This is a genomic window from Candidatus Zixiibacteriota bacterium, from assembly GCA_018820315.1.
Taxonomy (GTDB): Bacteria; Zixibacteria; MSB-5A5; order JAABVY01; family JAHJOQ01; genus JAHJOQ01.
Genome location: JAHJOQ010000011.1, coordinates 14,726 through 35,677 on the forward strand (window position 1 = coordinate 14,726; position 20,952 = coordinate 35,677).

At 51.7% G+C, this 20,952-nt stretch carries 17 protein-coding genes; 10 read left to right on the forward strand and 7 right to left on the reverse strand.

The window, feature by feature from the left end; translation table 11 throughout:
• Positions 1–19 precede the first annotated feature (19 nt).
• On the forward strand, positions 20–511 hold the full coding sequence (locus tag KKH67_01015; GenBank protein MBU1317753.1) for a DUF1801 domain-containing protein: 492 nt from the start codon (positions 20–22) through the stop codon (positions 509–511).
• 6 nt (positions 512–517) lie between these two features.
• Here KKH67_01015 and KKH67_01020 read toward each other — a convergent pair whose 3' ends face one another.
• Entirely contained in the window at positions 518–1,489 is a 972-nt protein-coding gene (locus KKH67_01020; protein ID MBU1317754.1) for a hypothetical protein, read from the reverse strand.
• Between the two features lie 220 nt (positions 1,490–1,709).
• Here KKH67_01020 and fni point away from each other — a divergent pair, with 220 nt between their 5' ends.
• From fni to KKH67_01045, 5 genes are read left to right on the forward strand one after another with little or no spacing between them, the layout of a single operon-like run.
• The gene (fni, locus tag KKH67_01025) at positions 1,710–2,822 is read left to right on the forward strand and encodes a type 2 isopentenyl-diphosphate Delta-isomerase (protein ID MBU1317755.1); all 1,113 of its coding nucleotides are present in this window, start codon (positions 1,710–1,712) and stop codon (positions 2,820–2,822) included.
• A 5-nt stretch (positions 2,823–2,827) separates the two neighbouring features.
• Entirely contained in the window at positions 2,828–5,128 is a 2,301-nt protein-coding gene (locus KKH67_01030) for a hydroxymethylglutaryl-CoA reductase, degradative (GenBank protein ID MBU1317756.1), read from the forward strand.
• The gene (mvaD, locus tag KKH67_01035; protein MBU1317757.1) at positions 5,125–6,096 is read left to right on the forward strand and encodes a diphosphomevalonate decarboxylase; all 972 of its coding nucleotides are present in this window, start codon (positions 5,125–5,127) and stop codon (positions 6,094–6,096) included. The genes KKH67_01030 and mvaD overlap by 4 nt, the downstream gene beginning before the upstream one ends.
• Entirely contained in the window at positions 6,087–7,010 is a 924-nt protein-coding gene (locus KKH67_01040; GenBank protein MBU1317758.1) for a hypothetical protein, read from the forward strand. The genes mvaD and KKH67_01040 overlap by 10 nt, the downstream gene beginning before the upstream one ends.
• 59 nt (positions 7,011–7,069) lie before the next feature.
• On the forward strand, positions 7,070–7,591 hold the full coding sequence (locus tag KKH67_01045) for a DUF2250 domain-containing protein (GenBank protein ID MBU1317759.1): 522 nt from the start codon (positions 7,070–7,072) through the stop codon (positions 7,589–7,591).
• Positions 7,592–7,731: 140 nt separating this feature from the next.
• Here the strand turns inward: KKH67_01045 and KKH67_01050 are convergent, their stop codons facing one another.
• From KKH67_01050 to KKH67_01065, 4 genes are all read right to left on the reverse strand, one after another.
• Positions 7,732–10,113: a DUF5686 and carboxypeptidase regulatory-like domain-containing protein gene (locus tag KKH67_01050; GenBank protein ID MBU1317760.1), complete on the reverse strand. Its 2,382-nt coding sequence runs from the start codon at positions 10,111–10,113 to the stop codon at positions 7,732–7,734.
• Positions 10,114–10,296: 183 nt separating this feature from the next.
• On the reverse strand, positions 10,297–10,578 hold the full coding sequence (locus tag KKH67_01055; protein MBU1317761.1) for an RNA-binding protein: 282 nt from the start codon (positions 10,576–10,578) through the stop codon (positions 10,297–10,299).
• Positions 10,579–11,050: 472 nt separating this feature from the next.
• The gene (locus tag KKH67_01060; GenBank protein MBU1317762.1) at positions 11,051–11,485 is read right to left on the reverse strand and encodes a DoxX family protein; all 435 of its coding nucleotides are present in this window, start codon (positions 11,483–11,485) and stop codon (positions 11,051–11,053) included.
• 386 nt (positions 11,486–11,871) lie between these two features.
• Positions 11,872–13,623 carry a glutamine--tRNA ligase/YqeY domain fusion protein gene (locus KKH67_01065; protein ID MBU1317763.1) on the reverse strand — a complete coding sequence of 584 codons (1,752 nt, stop codon included), beginning with the start codon at positions 13,621–13,623 and terminating at the stop codon, positions 11,872–11,874.
• Positions 13,624–13,914: 291 nt separating this feature from the next.
• On the opposite strand from KKH67_01065, the gene KKH67_01070 reads away from it, so the two are divergent.
• Positions 13,915–14,196 (forward strand): DUF427 domain-containing protein, encoded by a 282-nt coding sequence (locus KKH67_01070; protein MBU1317764.1) that lies wholly within the window; start codon positions 13,915–13,917, stop codon positions 14,194–14,196.
• A 22-nt stretch (positions 14,197–14,218) separates the two neighbouring features.
• Here KKH67_01070 and KKH67_01075 read toward each other — a convergent pair whose 3' ends face one another.
• Positions 14,219–15,589, reverse strand: coding sequence for a sigma-54 dependent transcriptional regulator (locus tag KKH67_01075; protein ID MBU1317765.1), 1,371 nt, complete (start codon positions 15,587–15,589; stop codon positions 14,219–14,221).
• Positions 15,589–16,662 carry a DUF4118 domain-containing protein gene (locus KKH67_01080; protein MBU1317766.1) on the reverse strand — a complete coding sequence of 358 codons (1,074 nt, stop codon included), beginning with the start codon at positions 16,660–16,662 and terminating at the stop codon, positions 15,589–15,591. The genes KKH67_01075 and KKH67_01080 overlap by 1 nt, the downstream gene beginning before the upstream one ends.
• A gap of 450 nt (positions 16,663–17,112) precedes the next feature.
• On the opposite strand from KKH67_01080, the gene KKH67_01085 reads away from it, so the two are divergent.
• The 3 genes from KKH67_01085 to KKH67_01095 are packed head-to-tail and all read left to right on the forward strand — an operon-like array spanning position 17,113 to position 20,950.
• Positions 17,113–18,498, forward strand: coding sequence for a TolC family protein (locus KKH67_01085; protein MBU1317767.1), 1,386 nt, complete (start codon positions 17,113–17,115; stop codon positions 18,496–18,498).
• Positions 18,499–18,514: 16 nt separating this feature from the next.
• Positions 18,515–19,015: a hypothetical protein gene (locus KKH67_01090; GenBank protein MBU1317768.1), complete on the forward strand. Its 501-nt coding sequence runs from the start codon at positions 18,515–18,517 to the stop codon at positions 19,013–19,015.
• 27 nt (positions 19,016–19,042) lie between these two features.
• Entirely contained in the window at positions 19,043–20,950 is a 1,908-nt protein-coding gene (locus KKH67_01095; protein MBU1317769.1) for an efflux RND transporter periplasmic adaptor subunit, read from the forward strand.
• Positions 20,951–20,952 lie beyond the last annotated feature (2 nt).

Consider the following 20,952-nt stretch of genomic DNA (forward strand, 5'->3'; position numbering starts at 1 on the left):
ATGAAGCTTTTCGAATCCTGTGCCCACCTTACGGGAACAGGATTGGCAGAATAGCATTCTGATAGTCAAAGCGACGATAGCCTCGTCAGGACTGCTGCATGCGGGGCGTTCGCAATGGAACGAAGCCACAGTAGGAAGGGATCAGATTATGGCGATGCAGTCAGGGAGCGATCCTCAAGTCGGTGCATTCATTGAGAAGCTCGATCCTGAATTCCGCGAGATCGCATCGAGAATTCGGAAACTGATTATCGAGGTAATACCTGATGTGTCCGAGACATTCAAGTGGAATCAGCCGGTCTACGAGAGAGACGGCCTCATTTGCTATATAGGATCATTCAAAGAACATATCTGTCTCGGCTTCTACCATGGAGCTTTCCTCGCTGATCCGGAAAAACATCTTCAGGGTGACGGAAGACAACTCCGTCATATCAAGATCAATAGCGTTGAGGACTTGCAGAGCAAACCTCTACGGAAGCTGCTTGAGCAAGCAGCCAGTCTTCAGCTTCGTTGATGCCGGTCACTGAATTCTGAAGTTGTCCAGGTAGACTTCGATCGTGTCTTGAATGTCGAATGCAAAGAGATGAATTGCCCATATCTTTGTCATATCCATCTCTCGTGATACGGGAGCATTTCTTACTTTCTTGAGCGGTACGGAAATCCTGTTGAGCCCGGGTTGAATCTTGACAACGAAATTGAATCTGTCCGGGTAACCTCCGTCATGCCACAGATCGTCGATTCTGACAGCGAGTTGGACTGTTGTGTCAAGCTCCGAATAAGCTTCAAAACGAAAGTAGCTGTATCCTGACCAATCCGGAAACGGTTCATCAATTCGCATTCCGGGATAGGTCGCAGGCAGCATTATCAGCTTGCCGACAGATTCACCGCCGGCATCGATGAATCCGTCGGGTGGTTTTACGATTTCCAGCTCTGCATCGATAACGGTGACGTATTTCTCTTCCCACACGGACTCGAATGTCAGAATGTTTGGAATTGCCTTGTCACGTTGCAGGTCGGCTACAATCCAGAGGGCTGAGGGGACAAGTGTGGCGGCGAGGAGCAGTACTGCGATAACAATCAGCGCAATCCTGAGCCAATCGAACCTGGCGCGAATCTGCCTCACTGCCGGGTCAATTGCCATGTAGAGTGCCAGGAATGATATTGTACCAGCCACATCCCTGATCAGGTCCCAGGTATCGGCGTCACGTTGCTGCGGAATCTGACTAATCTCGGAAATAGCTCCAATTGATACGGTTAGGGTGAGAGCAATCACATAGTGGGCGATGGGGTTTCTGATCCTTGTTTCGAGCACCATCTTCGATATACCGAGTAACGCGAGGGCCAGAATCCCCGACAGCGGAGCATGTCCGGCATTGTGGATCTCTCGCCAAGAATGAGTATCGTGCGGGAGTCGAAGGTATTCAAGAACCAGCAGAACTCCTGCAGCGCAGGCAAGCAAAAGCAATAGAGATACGTACTTATTGATTCTCATAGCATCCAATGACTTACTGTGCACACAATCTGTCAAGTAGAAAGCTTATGTCACCTGAATGACAATCGAGATAAAAGACTTGACGAATGCATACTTGAACTGGATATTGTGCGGTTGCGGGAGTATGCCGGCGCATTTCCGGGAACTCCGGCATGAATGAACCGTTCGGTCTATTCGAAGACCGAGATCGATCAAGGAATCGGAGTTTTAATCTGTGCCGATGCGGAAATCAGATAAATCGCTGAAGGAATCGGGTAGGTCCACTGAGACTATCCGGCGTAAGAGCGAGCATCTTAGAATTGTCGCCGACAAGGATGTGATTCATGCCGGAAGCACTCTTCTTGAGGATGTCATTCTCATCCACCAGGCGCTTCCCGAACTGAATCTTGACGAAATCGATCTTTCTACGAAGTTCTTTGGCAAGAGTCTTGCCGCCCCACTGATGATAACCAGCATGACCGGAGGTGCTGAATTCTCCGAAGAGATGAATCGCGGTCTTGCGGAAGCAGCGGAGCGCGAGTCCATTGCATTTGCTGTCGGAAGCCAGCGAGTTATGCTCCGGCATCCGGAAGTTGCAGATCACTTCGCGGTACGCAAGTACATTCCGAATGGTGTGTTGCTCGGGAATATCGGCGCTGTCCAGCTTGAAGAGTATCCGCCTGATGTTATTGTTGGGCTTGTGGAGCAGATCGAAGCCGACGGGCTCTGCATCCATCTGAATGCGGCACAGGAACTGGTGCAGACCGAAGGCCATCGTCATTTCCGCGGGATACTGGACAATATCGCCAGACTGCTGGATCATCTGGGTGGCAAATTGCTCGTCAAGGAGACTGGCGCCGGAATGTCAATCGAGACGGCAGCCAAACTGAAGTCTATTGGCGTGCCATACATTGACGTTTCCGGATCGGGAGGTACTTCCTGGACGAAAGTCGAGATGTTCCGAGCCAACTCCGGCCTTCTACGGCAGGTCGGATCGACGTTCGCCGACTGGGGAGTGCCAACCGCATTCGGCGTGATGGCGACACGGGATGTGTGCGGCTCAGATATTACAATTATAGCGTCGGGTGGAATAGAAAACGGTCTCGATGTTGCCCGATCTATTGCTATAGGCGCGGATATCGGTGGTCTCGCGAGGCCAATTCTGCTTTCATTCCTGGAAGGTGGTTCCGACGGCGCGTCTGATTATATTGGAAGAATCAAGGAAGAATTACGGATAGCCATGCTGCTGACGGGCGCGGGCAATGTCTCGGCACTTTCGAAGATCCCACGCGTATACAGAGAAGGGCTCCGTGAGTGGCTGTCCCATTTCGGATTGTCTGAGGAGACAGAATAGCAACAATGAAGAAGACTCGTACTCTTAAGAACAAACCAGCCTCAAGGCCGGAGCTCAGAACCTCACGAATCCCGGGATTCTACAGGCTTTCGATCGAGCAGCGCCTTGCGTACTTGGCCAGGACTTTTGGCCTGACAGATGAACAGATATCTCAGATGCGCGATGGAACAGCGCTGAGCGTCGATCACGCTGTGAACATGGTGGAGAATACCATAGGTGTGCTTGGGCTGCCGCTCGGACTGGGACTCAACTTCATGGTTGATGGTCGCGAGCATCTTGTGCCTATGGCAATCGAGGAGGCTTCGATCATTGCTGCCGTCTCCAAGGGAGCGTTGCTGATCAGGCGAAGCGGAGGGTTCACCAGCGAGGTTGACGATCCGATTATGATTGGACAGGTGCAGATTCTCGATCTGGATGATCCCGACAAAGCGTCTGAATTGCTTCTGGAGCGCAAACAGGAAGTGATCGACAGCGCCAACCGTTCTGACTCCAGGATGGTGACAAGAGGCGGCGGAGTCAAAGATTTGGAGACGCGGGTCCTGTATGGTGGCCGTGATGTCGGTCCAATGCTGATAGTACATCTGCTTTACGATGTCTGTGAGGCGATGGGCGCTAACGCAGTTAACTACGCCTGCGAAGCTGCAGGACCGAAAATCGCTGAATTAGTTGGCGGGAGAGTGAATCTTCAAATTCTCTCGAACCTTGCTGATAAGCGGATCGCTCGGGCAGAATTCCACTTGCCGTTCGAAATGCTCAAGACTGAGAAGATTGATGGACGGTCCGTCGCAACCAGAATGGTCGAAGCGAGTAGATTTGCGCAAGTAGATCCATATCGTGCGGCGACTCACAATAAAGGAATCTTCAACGGCATATGCGCCGCTGCGCTTGCCTTCGGACAGGACTGGAGAGCGATCGAGGCGGGCGGTCATGCGTATGCTGCCCGAGACGGACAGTATCGTGGACTGGCGACCTATGAAATCTCAGACGAATCATTGATCGGACAGATCGAAATACCTCTGCAAGTCGGTTGGGTTGGCGGAGCTGTTGATTCGCATCCCGGAGTGAAAGTCCTTCGTGCGATCAGCGGTGTACAGAATTCTCGCGAATTGTCAGGTTTGCTGGCGTCGGTTGGATTGGCACAAAACTTCGCCGCATGCCTTGCACTCTGCACTGAAGGCATCCAGCGAGGGCATATGGCGCTGCATGCTCGCAGCGTGGCGGTCAGCGTCGGCGTGGAACCCGAAAATGTCGAGAAAGTCGCGCTTGAGATGATTCGACGTGGTGAGGTGAAGGTCTCGGTCGCTGAAGATATTCACCGAGGCATGCGAGACACCGTGCCTGAAAAGTCCGGCGAGCATGAACTTCCCGTAAGATCGTTTGCCCGAGGCAAGGTTGTGTTGTTCGGCGAACATGCTACCGTGTATGGATATCCCGGAATCATCTCGACCATTGACCTCGGACTGACTGTCAAAATTAAGAGCGATTCGCACGGCCCAAGGTTCTTGCATCCTAATTTCAAGCAAGCATTTCCCATCCCGAATACGGATAAAGATGTCAGGCTATTTTCCCGCGCTGCGGATGCCGCATTTGAGCTCTACGGATTGCTGCAGGAGCCGATTGCGATTGAAGTCGAATCGAATCTGGTTCCCGGAATGGGACTCGGATCGTCGGCAGCTTTCTCTGTGGCGTTGTGTTCTGCTCTCAGACGATATAAGGGAATGAATCTCGACCAGCAGTGGAACGGCGAGTTGTTCGGTGAAGCTCAGCAGCTTGAAGCCGTATTCCACGGTAATCCGAGCGGTATGGATGCCGCCACGGTGCTTTCAGGCGGTGTGATTTGGTTTCGCAAAGGACCGCCGAGGGAGATTCTACCGATACGACTTCCAAAACCTATGACCGGCATTGTCTGCATCGTCGAACCGGGTGCCCGCACAATCGAAATGGTTGAGCTTGTGAAGAATAACCGCAAGCATGATCCCGAGAGTGTCGATGCAATTTTCGAAGAGATCGGTAATCTGACGGTTGATGCCGGAATCGCGCTCGGAACAGGCGACGCCCACGCTACGGGCAAACTAATGCAGAAGAACCACGACTTGCTTGCGAAACTTGGCGTATCGACGCCTCAACTCGATAAGGCGGTTGACCTGCTTCTCGATCGCGGTGCTCTCGGCGCCAAACTGACCGGTGCCGGAGGTGGCGGTGCAGTTGTTGCGCTGGTCGATCCGGATAAACGTCAGGAACTGATGGAAGAGCTCTCTGCGAAGTTCGCGCTCGTCTATCCTTTCACGCTTGGAGCCGCGACATGATCAGCCGGGTCAAGGCCCGCGCACACGCGAATATCGCATTAGTCAAGTATTGGGGTAAAAGGGAAGGGGCCGGCAATGTCCCGGCAACTCCCTCTATCTCGCTCACACTCGATTCACTCGTAACAGATACAGAAGTACTGCGCATAGATGGCAAGACTGACAGTGTTAGTCTTGATGGCCTTCCCGCCGACGTAAATGCTCACAAAAGAATTGTCTGCTATCTCGATCACTGGCGCGCGAGCGGTCTGATCGACGGGCATTTCCAGATCAAATCAGCAAACAGTTTCCCGACCGCAGCCGGGCTAGCATCGAGCGCATCCGGATTCGCAGCGCTTGCGACAGCTCTCAGAGAGTTCTCAGAGACACGAATCAGCAAATCGGTACTGTCCCGTCTCGCCAGGCGAGGCAGCGGATCGGCTGCGAGATCGATTCCGGGTGGGCTGGCAGCGATGCCAACCGGAACTGATCCAGCCGCGCGCTTGCTGATGCCTGCATCCGATATACAATGGGGAATGGTTGTCGCAATCGCTCAAGAGACCGAAAAAGAAATCGGCTCGCGCACCGGCATGGAAATGAGCCGCAAGAGTTCACCGTATTATTCTGCGTGGCTTGCATGCGCAAAACGCGATTACAGGTCTATGCTCCGAGCCATTTCGCAGAAGAACTTTACCGAGATTGGTCAGATTGCCGAGCAGAATGCACTCGCAATGCATGCCTGCATGATTGCGACTCGGCCGCAGTTGATCTACTGGAATGAGACGACGGTGAGACTCATAAAGAACGCTCATGAGTATCGGAAGGGGGGCATCGAAACGTATATCACGATTGATGCAGGTGCGAATGTCGTATTTTTCTGTCGACTTGACAGCATAGATGATGTGAAAAACGAAGTTGAAAAGACAGATGGTGTTAAATCGGTCATCAAGGCTGGTCCGGCACCGGGAGCGGAGGTGCTCGAATGGGAGTGACATCGGTACGGGTTCCGGGAAAAGTAATGCTAACCGGTGAATATTCGGTTCTGCACGGAGGTACGGCGGTAGTGCTGCCGGTGCCGCGATATCTGACCGTGACAGAGTCGGATCATACCGATCCGTCGAAGTACTCGCCGGTGATTCGAGCTGCCGCAGGATTTCCGATTGAAGAGATTCAGGAATTCGAGTGCGAGCAGAAGCTGCCCGGGATTGAAGTCGATTACACGGAATTTTATCACAAAAACTCTGCCGGTAAAATCACCAAGCTCGGGCTCGGATCGTCAGCTGCTGAGGCTGTCGGCGCGGTTGCGCTGCGATTCGAGAGAGCCGGTTTGTCGTGGGACGATCACGCAGAGATGATAGCCGCGTACGCCGACCATATTCATCGAGGAGTCCAGGGCGGGATCGGCAGCGGCGCGGACGTAGCAACGTGCGCATTTCGCAGGCCGATAAAATTCAAGCACAGTCACCAGGAAATCCTCGTCGATCAGATAGAATACTCACCCGATGCAGACAGACTGCCGCTTAATCTTGTCTGGAGCGGACATCCGGCGAACACGCGCGACATGGTCGACCGATTCGAGTCATGGCTGCGAAGCGGAGATGAGAACGCGGGGAAGCTGATGCGACAACTCAACAAAGCGGCCAGCGATGTTGCCCACCTTTGGTTCAGGTCGAAGACCGACAAGTTGTTCACGCATCTGGATAAATTCGTTGCGACGCTGATAGCGTGTGCGATGGCGGCTGACATACCGCTCATTCTCCCGATCCACGCAGAACTTGCTGATTGGGCGGAAAAGCATGGCGGTCGCGCAAAACCGACCGGTGCCGGCGGTGGCGACATGATTCTTCTCGTAGGCGATCTGCCGGTCGATCAACTCGAATATCCGGTCATTCCGCTCGAATACTGATAGCTTGATTTTCTTCGTGCTCTTGTATGCGGTCGCGATTTGGATTATATTACTGCATCATGTCATCTAAGGACAAGATTCAAATCAGGGAAGAGTATACGCTCGCGAATTGCTGCAAGCCGTCCACCGACGAAGCAATCGTCGGTTATCACAGCTATGGCGAGTTAATCAAGATACACACTAAAGACTGCCCGAACCTTGCCAACGTCGAGAGTAATCGTCTTGTCGAACTCGATTGGCACGACGTTGTCGTCATCGAAGGGTTCACCCCGAATCGAAAATACCTCTCACTCGGAGAAAACGATTTCAGGATTCTCGCATTGCATCTCAAAGTTGGTCTCGATTACTCACACAAAGTCGCGCGTATGCTGCATCTCGAGAAGCAGGAAGTCTTCGACCGCCATATCAAACTGCGAGAGATTGGCCTGCTGAGACGCGTTCCTAAAGTGATGATTCGATATCGCAAAGGTGTTGTCGACAACAAGTGGATCAAGCACAGAAATCACACCTATTACGAGTTGACCGAAGAGGGCAGGAAATTCGCCGAGCATTATGTCGGGCAACGTGGCCGCGACCTCTGAGCGCGGTTCACGAAACAATGTTCTGCGCTGTCAGGAATCCTTTCCTGACTGCTGAGTGAGTCGGGCAGGAAAGGATTCCTGCCCGCGCAAATAGAGTCCCCCAGTGGTTGGCGTACATCCTCGTGCGCCAACAAGAAACACTACTCTATAAATGCCATCCCGATATCGAGCGAGAATTTCTCGGTGTTGTGGTCTGATAACCGCCATGTGAAATCAACAGTGAAATTCAGCGGCGAGATCCTCCTGATCTGGAATCCGATCTCACTATATGCTTTAGGGGAGAACAGAATCAGATTGTCGCCCGGCTGATATTTGTGATTCTTGAAATCTGTCCAGAACGCACCGCCGAATACGCCTACCGAGAACGGGATGTCTCTGATCAATGGAATGCCGCTGGCGATGAAGAGCCGCCTGCCGAAATCGTGCGTGGCATAAACCGCAGCAGCGCGGTTGCCGCTGAAATTCTTCTCACCGAGAGTCTTGAAATATATGTCACTGGTGAGAAGTCCGGCGCCGTAGTCGACAGTGAAGTGTTTTTGTGGCGGCAGGTCTCCATCTGATGCTCCCGTATACAACGATAGTGACGAGAAACCGAATCCGAGCGTGCTCTGAGTTCTGTAGAATCTTGCATAATAGCGCCTGAAGTCAAAGTCGTTGCCAACTAGATCGGGAGATGCGACCTCCATTCCAGCCTGTAGTGTTGAGTACGACGCGGCAGGCTCTCTATATACACGGCGGCCGAATTTCATCAGATTTCTCGAGTCCCAGCCTACTTCTGCCGTCAGAGACCGAAGCTTGCCATCTACGATTGCGGGGTTATCTCTATGCTTCTTCTCCTGCTCAAATACCGCGAACTCCGTATTCTTGGTTACCGAATGCTGATTGTAATCATGATATCCGACAGTAGCAGTCGTTTTCCTCAGCAGCTTTGAACTCAGTGTCAGGTCGAATCCCGTTTCATGGAAGTAGTCGAACGGATCCGATTTTGTCGTAGCGGCGGCGACAGTCGGATTGGCGTCGGGTCCGGATACGATTGTCAGTCGGTGAACGATCTTGTCATGGTATCTTGCACCGAACTTCAGTCTGCGTCTCTCGTGCAATTCCGTGACTATGCCGTAGTCATGCTGCCAGTATTCACCGGTGATCGCATAGCCGGATTTGATGGCCAGGTCTGTCCTCGGCAAAATGTCGCGCAGATTGACTGCCGCTCCCAGATAGGTGCCCTCGACTCGATTGAAGTGAAAGAAATCAGGTGCAGCGGATGCGATATACATGGCACCGAAAGAGAGGCTCAGCAGGCGTTTCTTGAACGGCATAGGAGCTTGTGCGATCGAGTCTATCAACTCATAGCCACCGATCTCCTCATGCGTCAGCGGGATCATCTGCCCCTCATTCCAGGTTGCCGAGTCGACTTCGAGAGCATTCTCCGCGACTTCAAGCACATAATCATCGAATATGTCCTTATCATGTACCAAATTAATGTCGTATTTGTGGAGAGCCACTACGTAGTCAATGAAGTAATTCGATATCCCGGGAATTCCGAGTTCAATGTCGATTTCAAACCTGATTTCGATCGGCATCCAGAATGAATCACGAAAGAGCTCATACTTCTGACTGAAGCGGGGGTTCTTCAGGTACTGCCAGTCGAATGCCTCACTGAACTCGACATCGACACCGACAACATCATATGTCGAATCTGCGATCAGAATCTCTCCCGCAAACAGCGGATGCAGAGCGCTCTTCGGTTCTATCTCGAGCCGGAATACCGGTCTGTTATCTACAAATATCGTATCGAGAAGATAGTAGTTGTAGAAGTCGAGCGCATCCTCTGCCGCCGGTGCAACGACTGAATTCCCCTGGAGGTCCAGACGATTCTGGTTGAAATCAAGCAGCCCGTTTAGCGCGCCGGTACCCTCGACACCCTTGACATTCTGTGAGTGCCTCTGGGCATTCACAATAGTCTTATACTTGCCCGGCTGCTCCCAGTACGATTTCTGCTGTGACTCGTTGATGAAAGCGATGCTGGTCGAATCATCTTTACCCTCTTCTCGGATCACCATCTTGGTGTAGGCTTCGAACGTGTAGCTTTGAATCCGCGAGAGAATCTCCGCTTTCCGCTTGATAGCTTCAAGAATAATCCTCTGGCCGGGACCGTAGGCGCGCGCCGACACGGTAATACCGGGCACCTCAATTCGCGAAGGTTTGAGACGAATGTCGTATAATACTGCCGTATCAGGAATCTCGACTGCCAGTTTCTCGGAGTAATAAGCAAGATGGCTGAATTTCAACTCGTAACTTCCACGTCTTAGTCTCAGACGATACTCACCATCTTTGTTCGCCGAAATCGACTGTCCCGAAATATCGTCGCGAACAGTAGCATATGAGATGGGCTCTCCGGTATTGGCATCGAGGATAGTCCCTTTGATTGTACCTGCCAACGCTGTCGCGCCTGGAAGTAAGATGAATATCAGTGCCGGCAGGATGGCTGCCATCGCAATTCTGAACGTCCTGAATCTGTCCATCTGGAGTCCCGTCACCTTCCTAATCGTGTTTCAATCTATCATCCAGTTAGGGACTTATACGTGGAGTCACGGATAGGTTTTCATAAAAAACAGACACGCTGACCACAAGCGAAAAAACAAATAGCCCCTTCCATTACAGAAGGGGCTTGAAGTTTGAGTCAGTTTGTCGGTTTGCCAGATATCTTAATATCTGCGGTAACCTTCGCCGCCGCCGCCTCTGCGTTCTCTGTTTCTCGGCGGACGAGCCTCGTCAACTCTCAGGGTGCGCCCTTCGAAATTCGAGCCATCGAGAGCTTCCTTCGCGGCTTCTGCCTCGGTCGAGCTACCGAGTTCAACAAAACCAAAACCTTTGCCTTCGATGACGTTAACCGAACGCACTTCCCCGTAGGCGCCAAACAGCTCCTGAAGCTGTTCGTTGGTTACTGAATAGGCAAGATTACCAACGTAGAGCTTACTACCCTGCACTCCAACCTCCGTGAAAGAATAGTTGTACTGTCTAATACTGTTTCATTCGGGGGCAGAAATGACGTCGGTTCTCTTGATCCGCCAGCGAAAACATTATTAAACGAGCGTACCAAAGCATTAATGCACAGATATTTTAGCTCACAATGGCGATTCTGTCAAGGGGAAATTCTCGGAATTGGCAGCAGGAAAGAGAGTTAGGTGGCGGATTCTGACAGGGCAGGTGCTGTCATCCTCGCCTTCAGGCTTGTTGAGAAACCTTTGAAATCGTCATTGCGAGCGACCAGAGGGAGCGTGGCAATCTCCGCATTTCAGGATAGCATCGATTGACATAGAGATCGCCACGTCGCTCGAAGACTCGCTCCTCGCGATGACGGGTTTTGTACTTGCAGGACTTCTTCAACAAGCCTCTTCGCGGGAATGGCACGGTTGGACGGGAATGACATTGGTAGGTGTCGATGCGCGATCTGAGAGATTACTTCTTGCCGAGCAATCCATCCATCGAATACCTGCCCGGTCCGGCAATCAAGATGGCTGTGTAGGAAGCGAGATACATCAACGCCAGTTCTTTCTTACCGAAAGGATCATCGCTGTGGATCACGAGCGCCGCCATTAGCATCGTAAACGCCAACGGAATCACAACTCCGCGTGTCAGCAATCCCAATATGAGAGCGAGTGAGCAGAAGAACTCGGCGGATACGGTGAGTGAGAGAGAGAGTTGGCTGCCGATTCCGAGCGGGTCGGAAAAACTGGATGCACGCTCTGAGAAAGTCGTCAGCTTTCCCCACCCATGACCGAATGCCATCGTCAAGCCGATGCAGACTCGCAGTATCAGTAAGCTGACTGATCCGGCAACCGATGTGTTTGTTATCTGCTTGCGACTCAGAAGCCAGTCTATCACACTCTTCATCGACCCATCCTTCATGTGTAAGCGTTATTGAACGTGTTGCTATTACAAACAGAATCGATGCAGAATTGTTCATGCGGATATGTGGGTTGCGCAATGTCGTCAGGAAGGGGTTCCTGACGACGCAGTAAATACGCCCATCGTCGTCATCGCGAGGAGCGAGTCTTCGAGCGACGTGGCGATCTCTATGTCAATAAAGGCTATTGTGAAAGGTTGAGATTGCCACGCTCCCGTTGGTCGCTCGCAATGACGAATTCAAGGGCTTTCCAACAGGCTCTTTGTCTGGTGTGTCGAAACCACGCTCTGCGCTGTGCGCCTCGCTCAGTGGTTTCTAGCAACCGAGGTTATCAGAGTCGGTGCACATACATGTGCACCGACCATAATACGATCTACTGTTGCTGCTTCTTCTGAATTCTTGCCCAGGTGTCTTTGAGAGTCACCGTGCGGTTGAAGACAAGCTTGTCATCTGTAGAATCGGGATCGACGCAGAAATAACCGAGCCGTTCGAACTGAAATCTATCGCCCGGCTTTGAGCCTGCGATAGAAGGCTCCAGACGGCAAGATTCCAACACCTCAAGAGAGTCCGGATTCAAGTAGTCTTTGAAATCCTTGCCTTCTTCGACTGCCAGCGGATTCTCTTTTGTGAAAAGTTGATCGTACAGCCGCACCTCAGCCTTGATAGCATGCGCCGCCGAGACCCAATGCATGGTTGCTTTGACTTTGCGGCCATCAGGTGCCGATCCGCCTCGCGTCGCCGGATCATACGTACAGTGCAACTCGATTATCTCGCCAGTCTTATCGTCTTTGACAAAACTCTCGCACGTGATGAAATACGCATACCGCAACCGCACCTCGCGACCGGGAGAAAGTCGGAAGAACTTCTTCGGCGGATCTTCCATGAAATCATCACGCTCGATATAGAGGACTTTCGAGAACGGGACTTTGCGCGTCCCGGCAGCTTCGTCCTCGGGATTATTGACGGCATCAAGCTCCTCGACTTTGTCATCCGGATAGTTGTCGATCACGACTTTCAGAGGGCGCAGAACACCCATCACTCGCGAAGCGGTTCTGTTCAGGTCTTCGCGCAGAGTATGCTCGAGCAGCGCCAAATCAACCATACTGTCTCTCTTCGAAACTCCGATACGCTCGCAGAAGCGCCTGATCGATTCCGGCATATATCCAAGCCGGCGCATACCCGACAGCGTCGGCATGCGCGGATCATCCCATCCGCTGACACGTCCGTCCTCGACCAATAGCAGCAGTTTCCGCTTTGTAACCACCGTGTAACTCAAATTGAGGCGTGCGAATTCGATTTGCTGCGGATGGTGCACTCCCAACTGATCGAGAAACCAGTCGTAGAGCGGCCTGTGATCTTCGAACTCGACCGTACAAAGCGAATGCGTAATGCCTTCTATCGAATCAGAAAGGCAGTGAGTGAAATCATACATCGGGTAGATGCACCACTTGTCACCGGTGCGGTGATGCGATGCATGAACAATGCGATAGATCACCGGGTCACGCATGTTGAGGTTGCCTGACGACATGTCGATCTTAGCTCGCAGAGTACGCGACCCGTTCGGAAACTCTCCGGCACGCATGCGTTCGAAAAGATCAAGATTCTCCTCGACCGAACGATTGCGGTCGGGGCTCTCTTTGCCCGGCTCCGTAAGAGTTCCGCGATACTCTCTGATCTCATCGGCGTTTAGATCGCAGACGTATGCTTTACCGTCCTTTATCAGTTGCACAGCATATTCATATAGACGCTCAAAATAGTCCGAGGCGAAATATAGCCGATCATCCCAGTCCCAACCAAGCCAGCGTATGTCCTCCTTGATCGAGTCGACATATTCGACATCCTCTCTCGTCGGATTTGTATCGTCGAATCTCAGATTGCAGAGACCGTTGTAGTCGGCAGCTACACCAAAATCGATACAGATTGCCTTGGCATGGCCAATGTGCAGATATCCATTCGGCTCCGGTGGAAAGCGCGTGTGTACTTTGCTGTCGTTCCTGTTATTCTTCAGATCTTCTTCAACGATGGTCCGGACAAAATCGAGTCCTGGGCCAGATTCCGTATTGCCCGACTCCGCCGAATTCTTCCTCGCCGTTGATCTGTCATCATCAGAGTTCTTCGATTTCATGGCCTTTCTCGATTCAGGAGAATGTTTATCGCTGCCGTATATTTCATAATGAGACAACCCGGCGGCTCTATTGTTCCAAGTGTCAGAGTACGAAGCTAATACAAATTGGTTGCTCCTTCAACCCCAATCTTCAGGACTCGGTAAGATATATCTCGGTTTTCGATTCGAGCATCCGATAACGTAAATACGACCGGAACAAATATTTGAGAAACCGGTTACAGCTTCACGAAGAGGGGCACACTCCGCGAACGACATCCAGACAGTCAAAACATGTATTGTGAGGTGCTGGAAATGAAGGCAATATGGAATGGTGCGGTGATCGCCGATTCCGAAGATACTGTCGTTCTTGCTGGCAGCAGTTATTTTCCGCCGGAGTCAGTAAAAAACGAATTCCTGAGAAAGAGCCTGAGAACATCAATATGTCCATGGATAGGCGAGGCCACGTATTACGATGTGGTTGTAGATGGAGTTGCGGTGAAAGATGCAGCCTTGTCTTATCCGGACCCGAAACCGAAAGCAGTCTGTGTTCGAAATTACATAGCGTTCTTGAAAGGCGTGCAACTGGTTCTGTAGTCAGTCAGCATACAGCAACGGGCTATTCGATTGTTGCGGAATCGCTCGTGATGTCGTACTTCTTCATTCTATAGATGAGCACATGACGTGGCATCTTCAAGTATTTGGCTGCTTTGGTTCTATTCCAACCGCAGTTGTTGAGGGCATCGACTATGATCTTCCGGGTCGCTTCGTGATAAGTCAGTCTTTCCGGCTGGAGACTCGTACGCTCCGACGCACCGCCCGGTTTTGACATATCGAAATCATCAGGCAAGTCGCGGATTGTCAATGTATCCTCACCGCGCAAAATCACCATCCGCCCGATCAGATTCTCTAGTTCTCTGATATTGCCGGGCCAACTGTAGTTCGAGAGCGCTTCAACGAGGTCATCTTCGATACCGACAGGTTTGTCAGGACTATGCTTCCTCAGGAACTCCCTGATCAAAAGCGGTATGTCTTCTCTTCTCTCGCGAAGACTCGGTACATGCAGCGGGATTACATTCAGTCTGTAATACAAATCTTCTCTGAACCTTCCGTTGTCGATCGACTTCTTGAGATCGACATTTGTCGCAGCGATCACTCTGACATCGATATTGATCTTTCTCTCCGATCCAACCGGCTCGATGACTCGCTCCTGCAACACCCGGAGAAGTTTCACCTGCAATTCGGTTTCGAGTTCGCCGATCTCATCGAGCATGATTGTGCCGCCATCTGCGAGTTCGAATTTCCCTCTCTTATCACGGATAGCGCCGGTGAAGGCGCCTTTGACATGGCCGAACAGCTCCGATTCGATCAGGTCTCGTGGAATCGCGGCACAGTTGACTGCAACGTATTTCTTCGTAAGTCTCGGACTGAGATGGTGAATCTGCCGTGCAATCACTTCCTTGCCGGTGCCGGACTCTCCGGTCAACAGCACTGTAGCGTCATACGGCGCGATCTTCTCAACAGTTCTCATCAGCTCCTTGTATGATCTGGATACACCAACGATGTGCTTGAATTCGTCGCGCCCGCGCAGTTCTTCTCTGAGCTGCTTGTTTTCATCTTCGAGATTCCGAAACTTAAGAGCCTTTTCAATCGCCACGAAGAGCTCATCGTCATCGAATGGTTTCGTGAGATAATCAAACGCACCGAGTTTGACCGCCTTAACCGCCTGTGAAACGTCAGCGAACGCAGTGATGAGGATTACTTCGAGCTCAGGCTGGACTTTCTTTGCCCTCTCCAGAAGCTCGATGCCGTTCAGCTTCGGCATTTTCATATCCGTGAGAAGCACATCATAGCGGCTTTTGCCCAGCTCATCGAGCGCAACCTGCCCATCGGCAACGGCGGTCACATCAAACCCCTTGCGACGGAGCTTGAATTGAATCACGCGCCTTAGGGCGTCGTCATCATCTGCAAGCAACACTCTGACAGCCATTATGTCTCCTCGGATGGCGGAAACGAAATTCTAACCTCGGTACCCTTTCCCGATTTGCTCTCGATCCGTATCGCGCCGCCGTGGTCGTCAACAATGCTCCTTGCGATCGCAAGACCGAGACCGGTGCCTGCCGACTTGGTAGTATAGAACGGTTCGAACACTTTCTCCAGATCAAGCTGGTCAATCCCTTGTCCCGAGTCTTTGACGACCAGTTCAACGCGGTCTCCCGAACCGACTGCGAGCTTCACCTGAATCGTCGAACCCGAATTTGACGCCTCCAGAGCGTTGAGCATGAGATTCAGCATTAATTGGTGGATTTTTTCGGCATCGCCTTTGATGTGAATACTATCTGTAATCACGACATCTGTTGCCACGCCTGCTGACTCAATTTGCGCATCGATTTGACGCAGACTTGCCACGACTGTTTTGCTGAGATTGATGCTTGTGAGTTCGGTCTTCCTCGGTCGCGCGAATGTCAGAAAGTCTCTAACCGTGCCGTCCACCCTCCTGATTTCCTTGAATGCAATCTCTCTGAATTCGTCCCTATCATTAGAGGGTGTAGTCTCGTCGGACATTATTTCGAGAGCGCCCTTGATCGAGGCGAGCGGGTTCTTGATCTCATGAGCAACTCCGGCCGCCATCCGGCCGATTGTCGAGAGCCGCTGCGCGCGTTCGAGTTCTAATTTGGTCTCACCGTGGCGACGGCGGATGTGCAGTTCCCGTTCGGTCAACGCTCCGGTCAGCAGAGCGATAGCAAAGTAGAAAACGATTTCGACCAGTTCACCGGAAAGATCAGTAGGATGCTGTCTGGGCAGAAAGATAAATGGCATCACTGCAGCCGATATGATTGCTGCAGTCACGAGTCCCCCTCGCACGCCGAACCAGACAGCGGCTATCGCGATCGGGATATAGCAGAATCTGCCATGGATAGCATGTATCCAGCCTGCGTGGCCAAAGATATTCTCAAGTACCAGGCCGTAGTGGATCGCAAGAGTCAACGCGACCAGCAGGCCGAGGAAACCTATCTTGTAATACTTGACTTTCAATGCTACTTTGGTCAGATCATCTCCCATGCATCACAGTGATAGTAAATTCTGTGCCAGAAGATCAATACACTCGCCAGGGTCTCTCTATGATCTTTCCTGCATGTGTGTTGAAGGGGCCCAGACATCGTCATCTCTGAGAGCGAAGCGTGGCAATCTCCACGTTCACTATAGCTTTGATCGACATTGAGATCGCCACGTCGCTCCACTCCTCGCGATGACGGATTTTGCGATGCGCATGACCGTTTCAACCAGCCCGCGCGCAAGCCTCCTGCAAGGGCAACCTCTCGGATCTGTATCTCAGCTGGCAACTCTATCCCTCAATATTGAAGAAAAATGAACAATATTCTGTACTCAATCAACAATATTCTTCACTCTACAGTTCCTCGATAGAATAGTAAATTCGTAACCCATTGATATACAACGGATATTGCAGCGATTCTTGTATTGGCACGCTTGTTGATCTTATGTCTTGGCGTGATGAGATACGCAATATCAAGAAGACTGGCCTCTGCATTAGTTTTGGCTCTCGCAGTCATCAACTTCGGCTTGGCCGATACGAGTGCCGCGTCGGAGAAAGATGATGCGATGGCACTCGCGAGAGAAACCGGTTCCGGCTACTCCGATTCGAAGGCAGCGATGCTTCGACCGGGTGTATCACTCAACGATTTTCTCATCTACGGTGCACTCAACAATCCCGGTCTGAAGGCAGCTTATTACAATTGGGTTTCGGAGTTGGAGAAGGTCGCTGTTGTTGGAGGATTGCCTGATCCGACCGTCTCATACGGTTACTTCATAAAGAATGTCGAGACGAGAGTCGGCCCGCAGAACCAGCGTTTCGGGATTAAGCAATCAATACCATGGTTCGGAACACTCGGGAAGAGGGGAGATGCCGCATTCGAGTTGGCACAGGCAGCGTATCAGAATTATCAGTCCGAAAAGCTGCGGCTTTTCTATAGTATCACCCGTGCCTATAACGATTACTACTATCTTGGAAGAAATGTCGAGATTGCGTCAGACAATTTGGAGTTGCTCAAACTCTGGGAGTCTGTTGCGACGACCAAGTACAAGGCTGGGATCAGTCCGTACGCCGATCTCATCAAGATCCAGGTGGAGCTCGGAAAGCTCGACGATCAATTGACAAGCCTGGAGGAGATGAAGCGACCGCTGGAGTACAAGCTTCGCTCGGCGTTAGGGCTTCCTGACTCGTTGCCCCTGCCTGCTCCGACCTCAATTGCAAACAGCGAGTTTATTGCAGAGAGAGATTCTGTAACGATCTGGGCGCTCCGGCACAATCCGAACCTGAATGCCCTAAATCATCTGTTGAGCAAGGAGAAAATAGAGATCAGCCTTGCGAACATTGCACGTCTGCCCAATTTCACACTGGGAGCCGACTACATAGAGACGGGCGAGGCAGTGAATCCGGGGCTCGCTGAGAGTGGAAAAGATCCATGGATGGTCAGTGTTAGTCTCAATGTGCCCATCTGGTTCGGCAAGAACAATGCCCGCGTCAGGCAGGCTCAGGCGCGCAGAGATGCCGCCGAGAACCGGCTCGCAGACTCCAGGAATCAGATCGAAGCATATATCAGCCGGGTGTTGTTCGAATATGAAGATGCTGTCAGGAAGATCGGATTGTATGAGGATGGTCTGATTCCGAAGGCGGAACAATCTCTTAACGCATCCTATACCGCTTACCAATCTGGTGAATCAGATTTCCTGAACCTCCTCGACGCACAGCGCGAGTTGCTTGAATTTCAACTGAATCTCGAAAAGGCGAGAACTGACGCATCCACAAAACTAGCAGAAATCGAAATGACAATCGGAAAAGACATAAGTAACCCAATCAGTAAATCTCCAATCAAGTAGCGAAAGGAAGACTGCTATGAGAAAGTCCCAAATCATGATTCTGATGCTCTCTATGTTTGCTCTTCTTGCAGTATCTGCATTTGCAGGAGAGGTAAAGAAAGAGAGTGCGGAGAAGAAGCCGATCGAGCTGCATGCTCAGACTCTTTGTCCGGTGATGGGCGGCAAGGTTGATTCGACGGCATATACAGATATTCAGGGACAGCGCGTGTACCACTGCTGCCCGGCATGCTCAAAGACTCTGAAGTCTGATCCTGACAAGTATTTCAAGAAGGCTGCCGCTGAAGGCGTGCTCTTTGAGAATGTTCAGGCGACCTGTCCGGTGTCGGGTAAGGAGCTCGGCGAAAAGAGCGTGTTCACAGATTACGAAGGCCGTCGCGTCTATTTCTGCTGTGAAAAATGCCCGGTGGAATTCGCCAAAGATCCGCAGAAATGTCTGGCCAAGCTCGATCAACCGGTAGAGACCGAAAAGGCGAGCAAAGCAGAGAAGACACAGAGTCACGAAGGACATGATCACTAATATTTTGTTGCAGGTAGGGAGAAAGCGATGACAGACTCAGATAAGAAGAGATTCTCAGACTGGATATCACTCATACCACGTCGAGGTGCGGGCCTCGTCGTATTTATCCTGATAGTCGTCATTGCTTTCTCCCTTGGTCTTATGCTTTCCGGTGGCGACGACGGACAGCTTGCGCAATCAGCAGTGCACGATCACGATGGCGAAGTCGCCAAGCAGCCCACCATCTGGACATGTTCGATGCACCCGCAGATCAAACTCCCGAAGCCGGGCAAGTGCCCGATTTGCTTCATGGATCTCATTCCGCTTGAATCTGGCTCCGGTGACGGTCTCGATCCGAATCAACTGAGAATGACAGAGGCTGCCAAGCAACTGGCGCGTATCGAGACAACACCCGTCGTGCGCGATTATGCGTCAGCCGAAATCAGGATGGTCGGCAGGATAGCGTATGACGAGACCAAAGTAGCCGTCATTTCCGCAAGAATTCCGGGGCGTATCGACCAGCTCTACGCCGACTACACCGGCCTCAGGGTTGCGAAGGGCGATCACTTGGTGAAGCTTTACTCGCCGGAACTTCTCAGCGCGCAGGAGGAACTGATTCAGGCAAAGAGAAGCGTCGAGGGACTGCGCGTCAGAGGTGGAGTGCTCTTGTCGACGGCAATCACTACTCTCGATGCAGCTCGCGAAAAGCTGAGCCTCTACGGCCTGCCCAAATATCAGATCGACGAAATCGAGGAGAGAGGAACAGCCGCTGAGAATTTGACAATCTATGCCCCGATCGGTGGTACCGTTATTCACAAGAATGCAACCGAAGGAATGTATGTTCAGACAGGAACAGATATCTACACGATTGCCGATTTGAAGAAGCTCTGGGTTCTGTTCGATGCCTATGAATCCGACCTGCCATGGCTTCGTATTGGACAGACGGTCAAATTCGCGTCACCATCATTCCCCGGTGAACAATTCGACGCAACGATTTCATTCATTGATCCAATCGTAGATCAGAAAACCCGTACGATCAGTGTGCGCGCGATAGCAGATAATACTGGTGATAGACTGAAGCCCGATATGTTCGTCAGCGGTGTTGTTAAGTCAAGTCTCGATGAGCATGGCAAGGTTGCCGACCAAAGCGATCGAGCACTTGTAATTCCGGCATCGGCACCGCTTCTCACCGGCAGCAGGGCAATTGTATATGTTCAAGTATCGGATGACGATGGTCCGGTGTTCGAAGGACGCGAGGTCGTACTCGGACCGAGAGCCGGTGAGCTCTACACCGTCAAATCGGGATTGGTCGAAGGAGAGCTTGTTGTCAGCAACGGCGCCTTCAAGATCGACAGCGAACTTCAGATACATGCAAAACCGAGCATGATGTCGCCTTCCGGAGGAGGTGCGCTGCCGCATGAGCATGATCAGTCAGCACCCATGGCTGCAGATATGATGGATCCCGAGGCTGTGTCGCACATAATAGAATCTCCGGCATTGGAGACTCTAACTCCCGTCTTCGATGCTTACTTCGAAGTGCAAATGGCGCTGGCATCCGATGATCCAGTGGCTGCATCAGAATCATACGCGAAACTCAGGGGAGAGGTTAGCTCGGTCGATATGTCGCTGTTTGATGGGGAAACACACATGCAGTGGATGTCACTCTCGGACAGCATCGTCACCTACTCCAGGAAGGCCAGTGAGACTAAAGATATTGATCAATTGCGTGATGCGTTTTATCACGTCTCCAAAGCCATGATTGATTTGGAAGAGGGCTTCGGCCATTCTGACAATCGAGATTACTTCCTCACTTTCTGTCCGATGGCGCGTGACAACAGAGGTGCGTACTGGTTGCAGACAGTCGACACAGTCTACAATTCTTTCTATGGTGCAATGATGCTTCGCTGTGGTGAAATCAAGGGAGCGTTACCTTCCAATCCGGCGAGTGACAAGTAGAT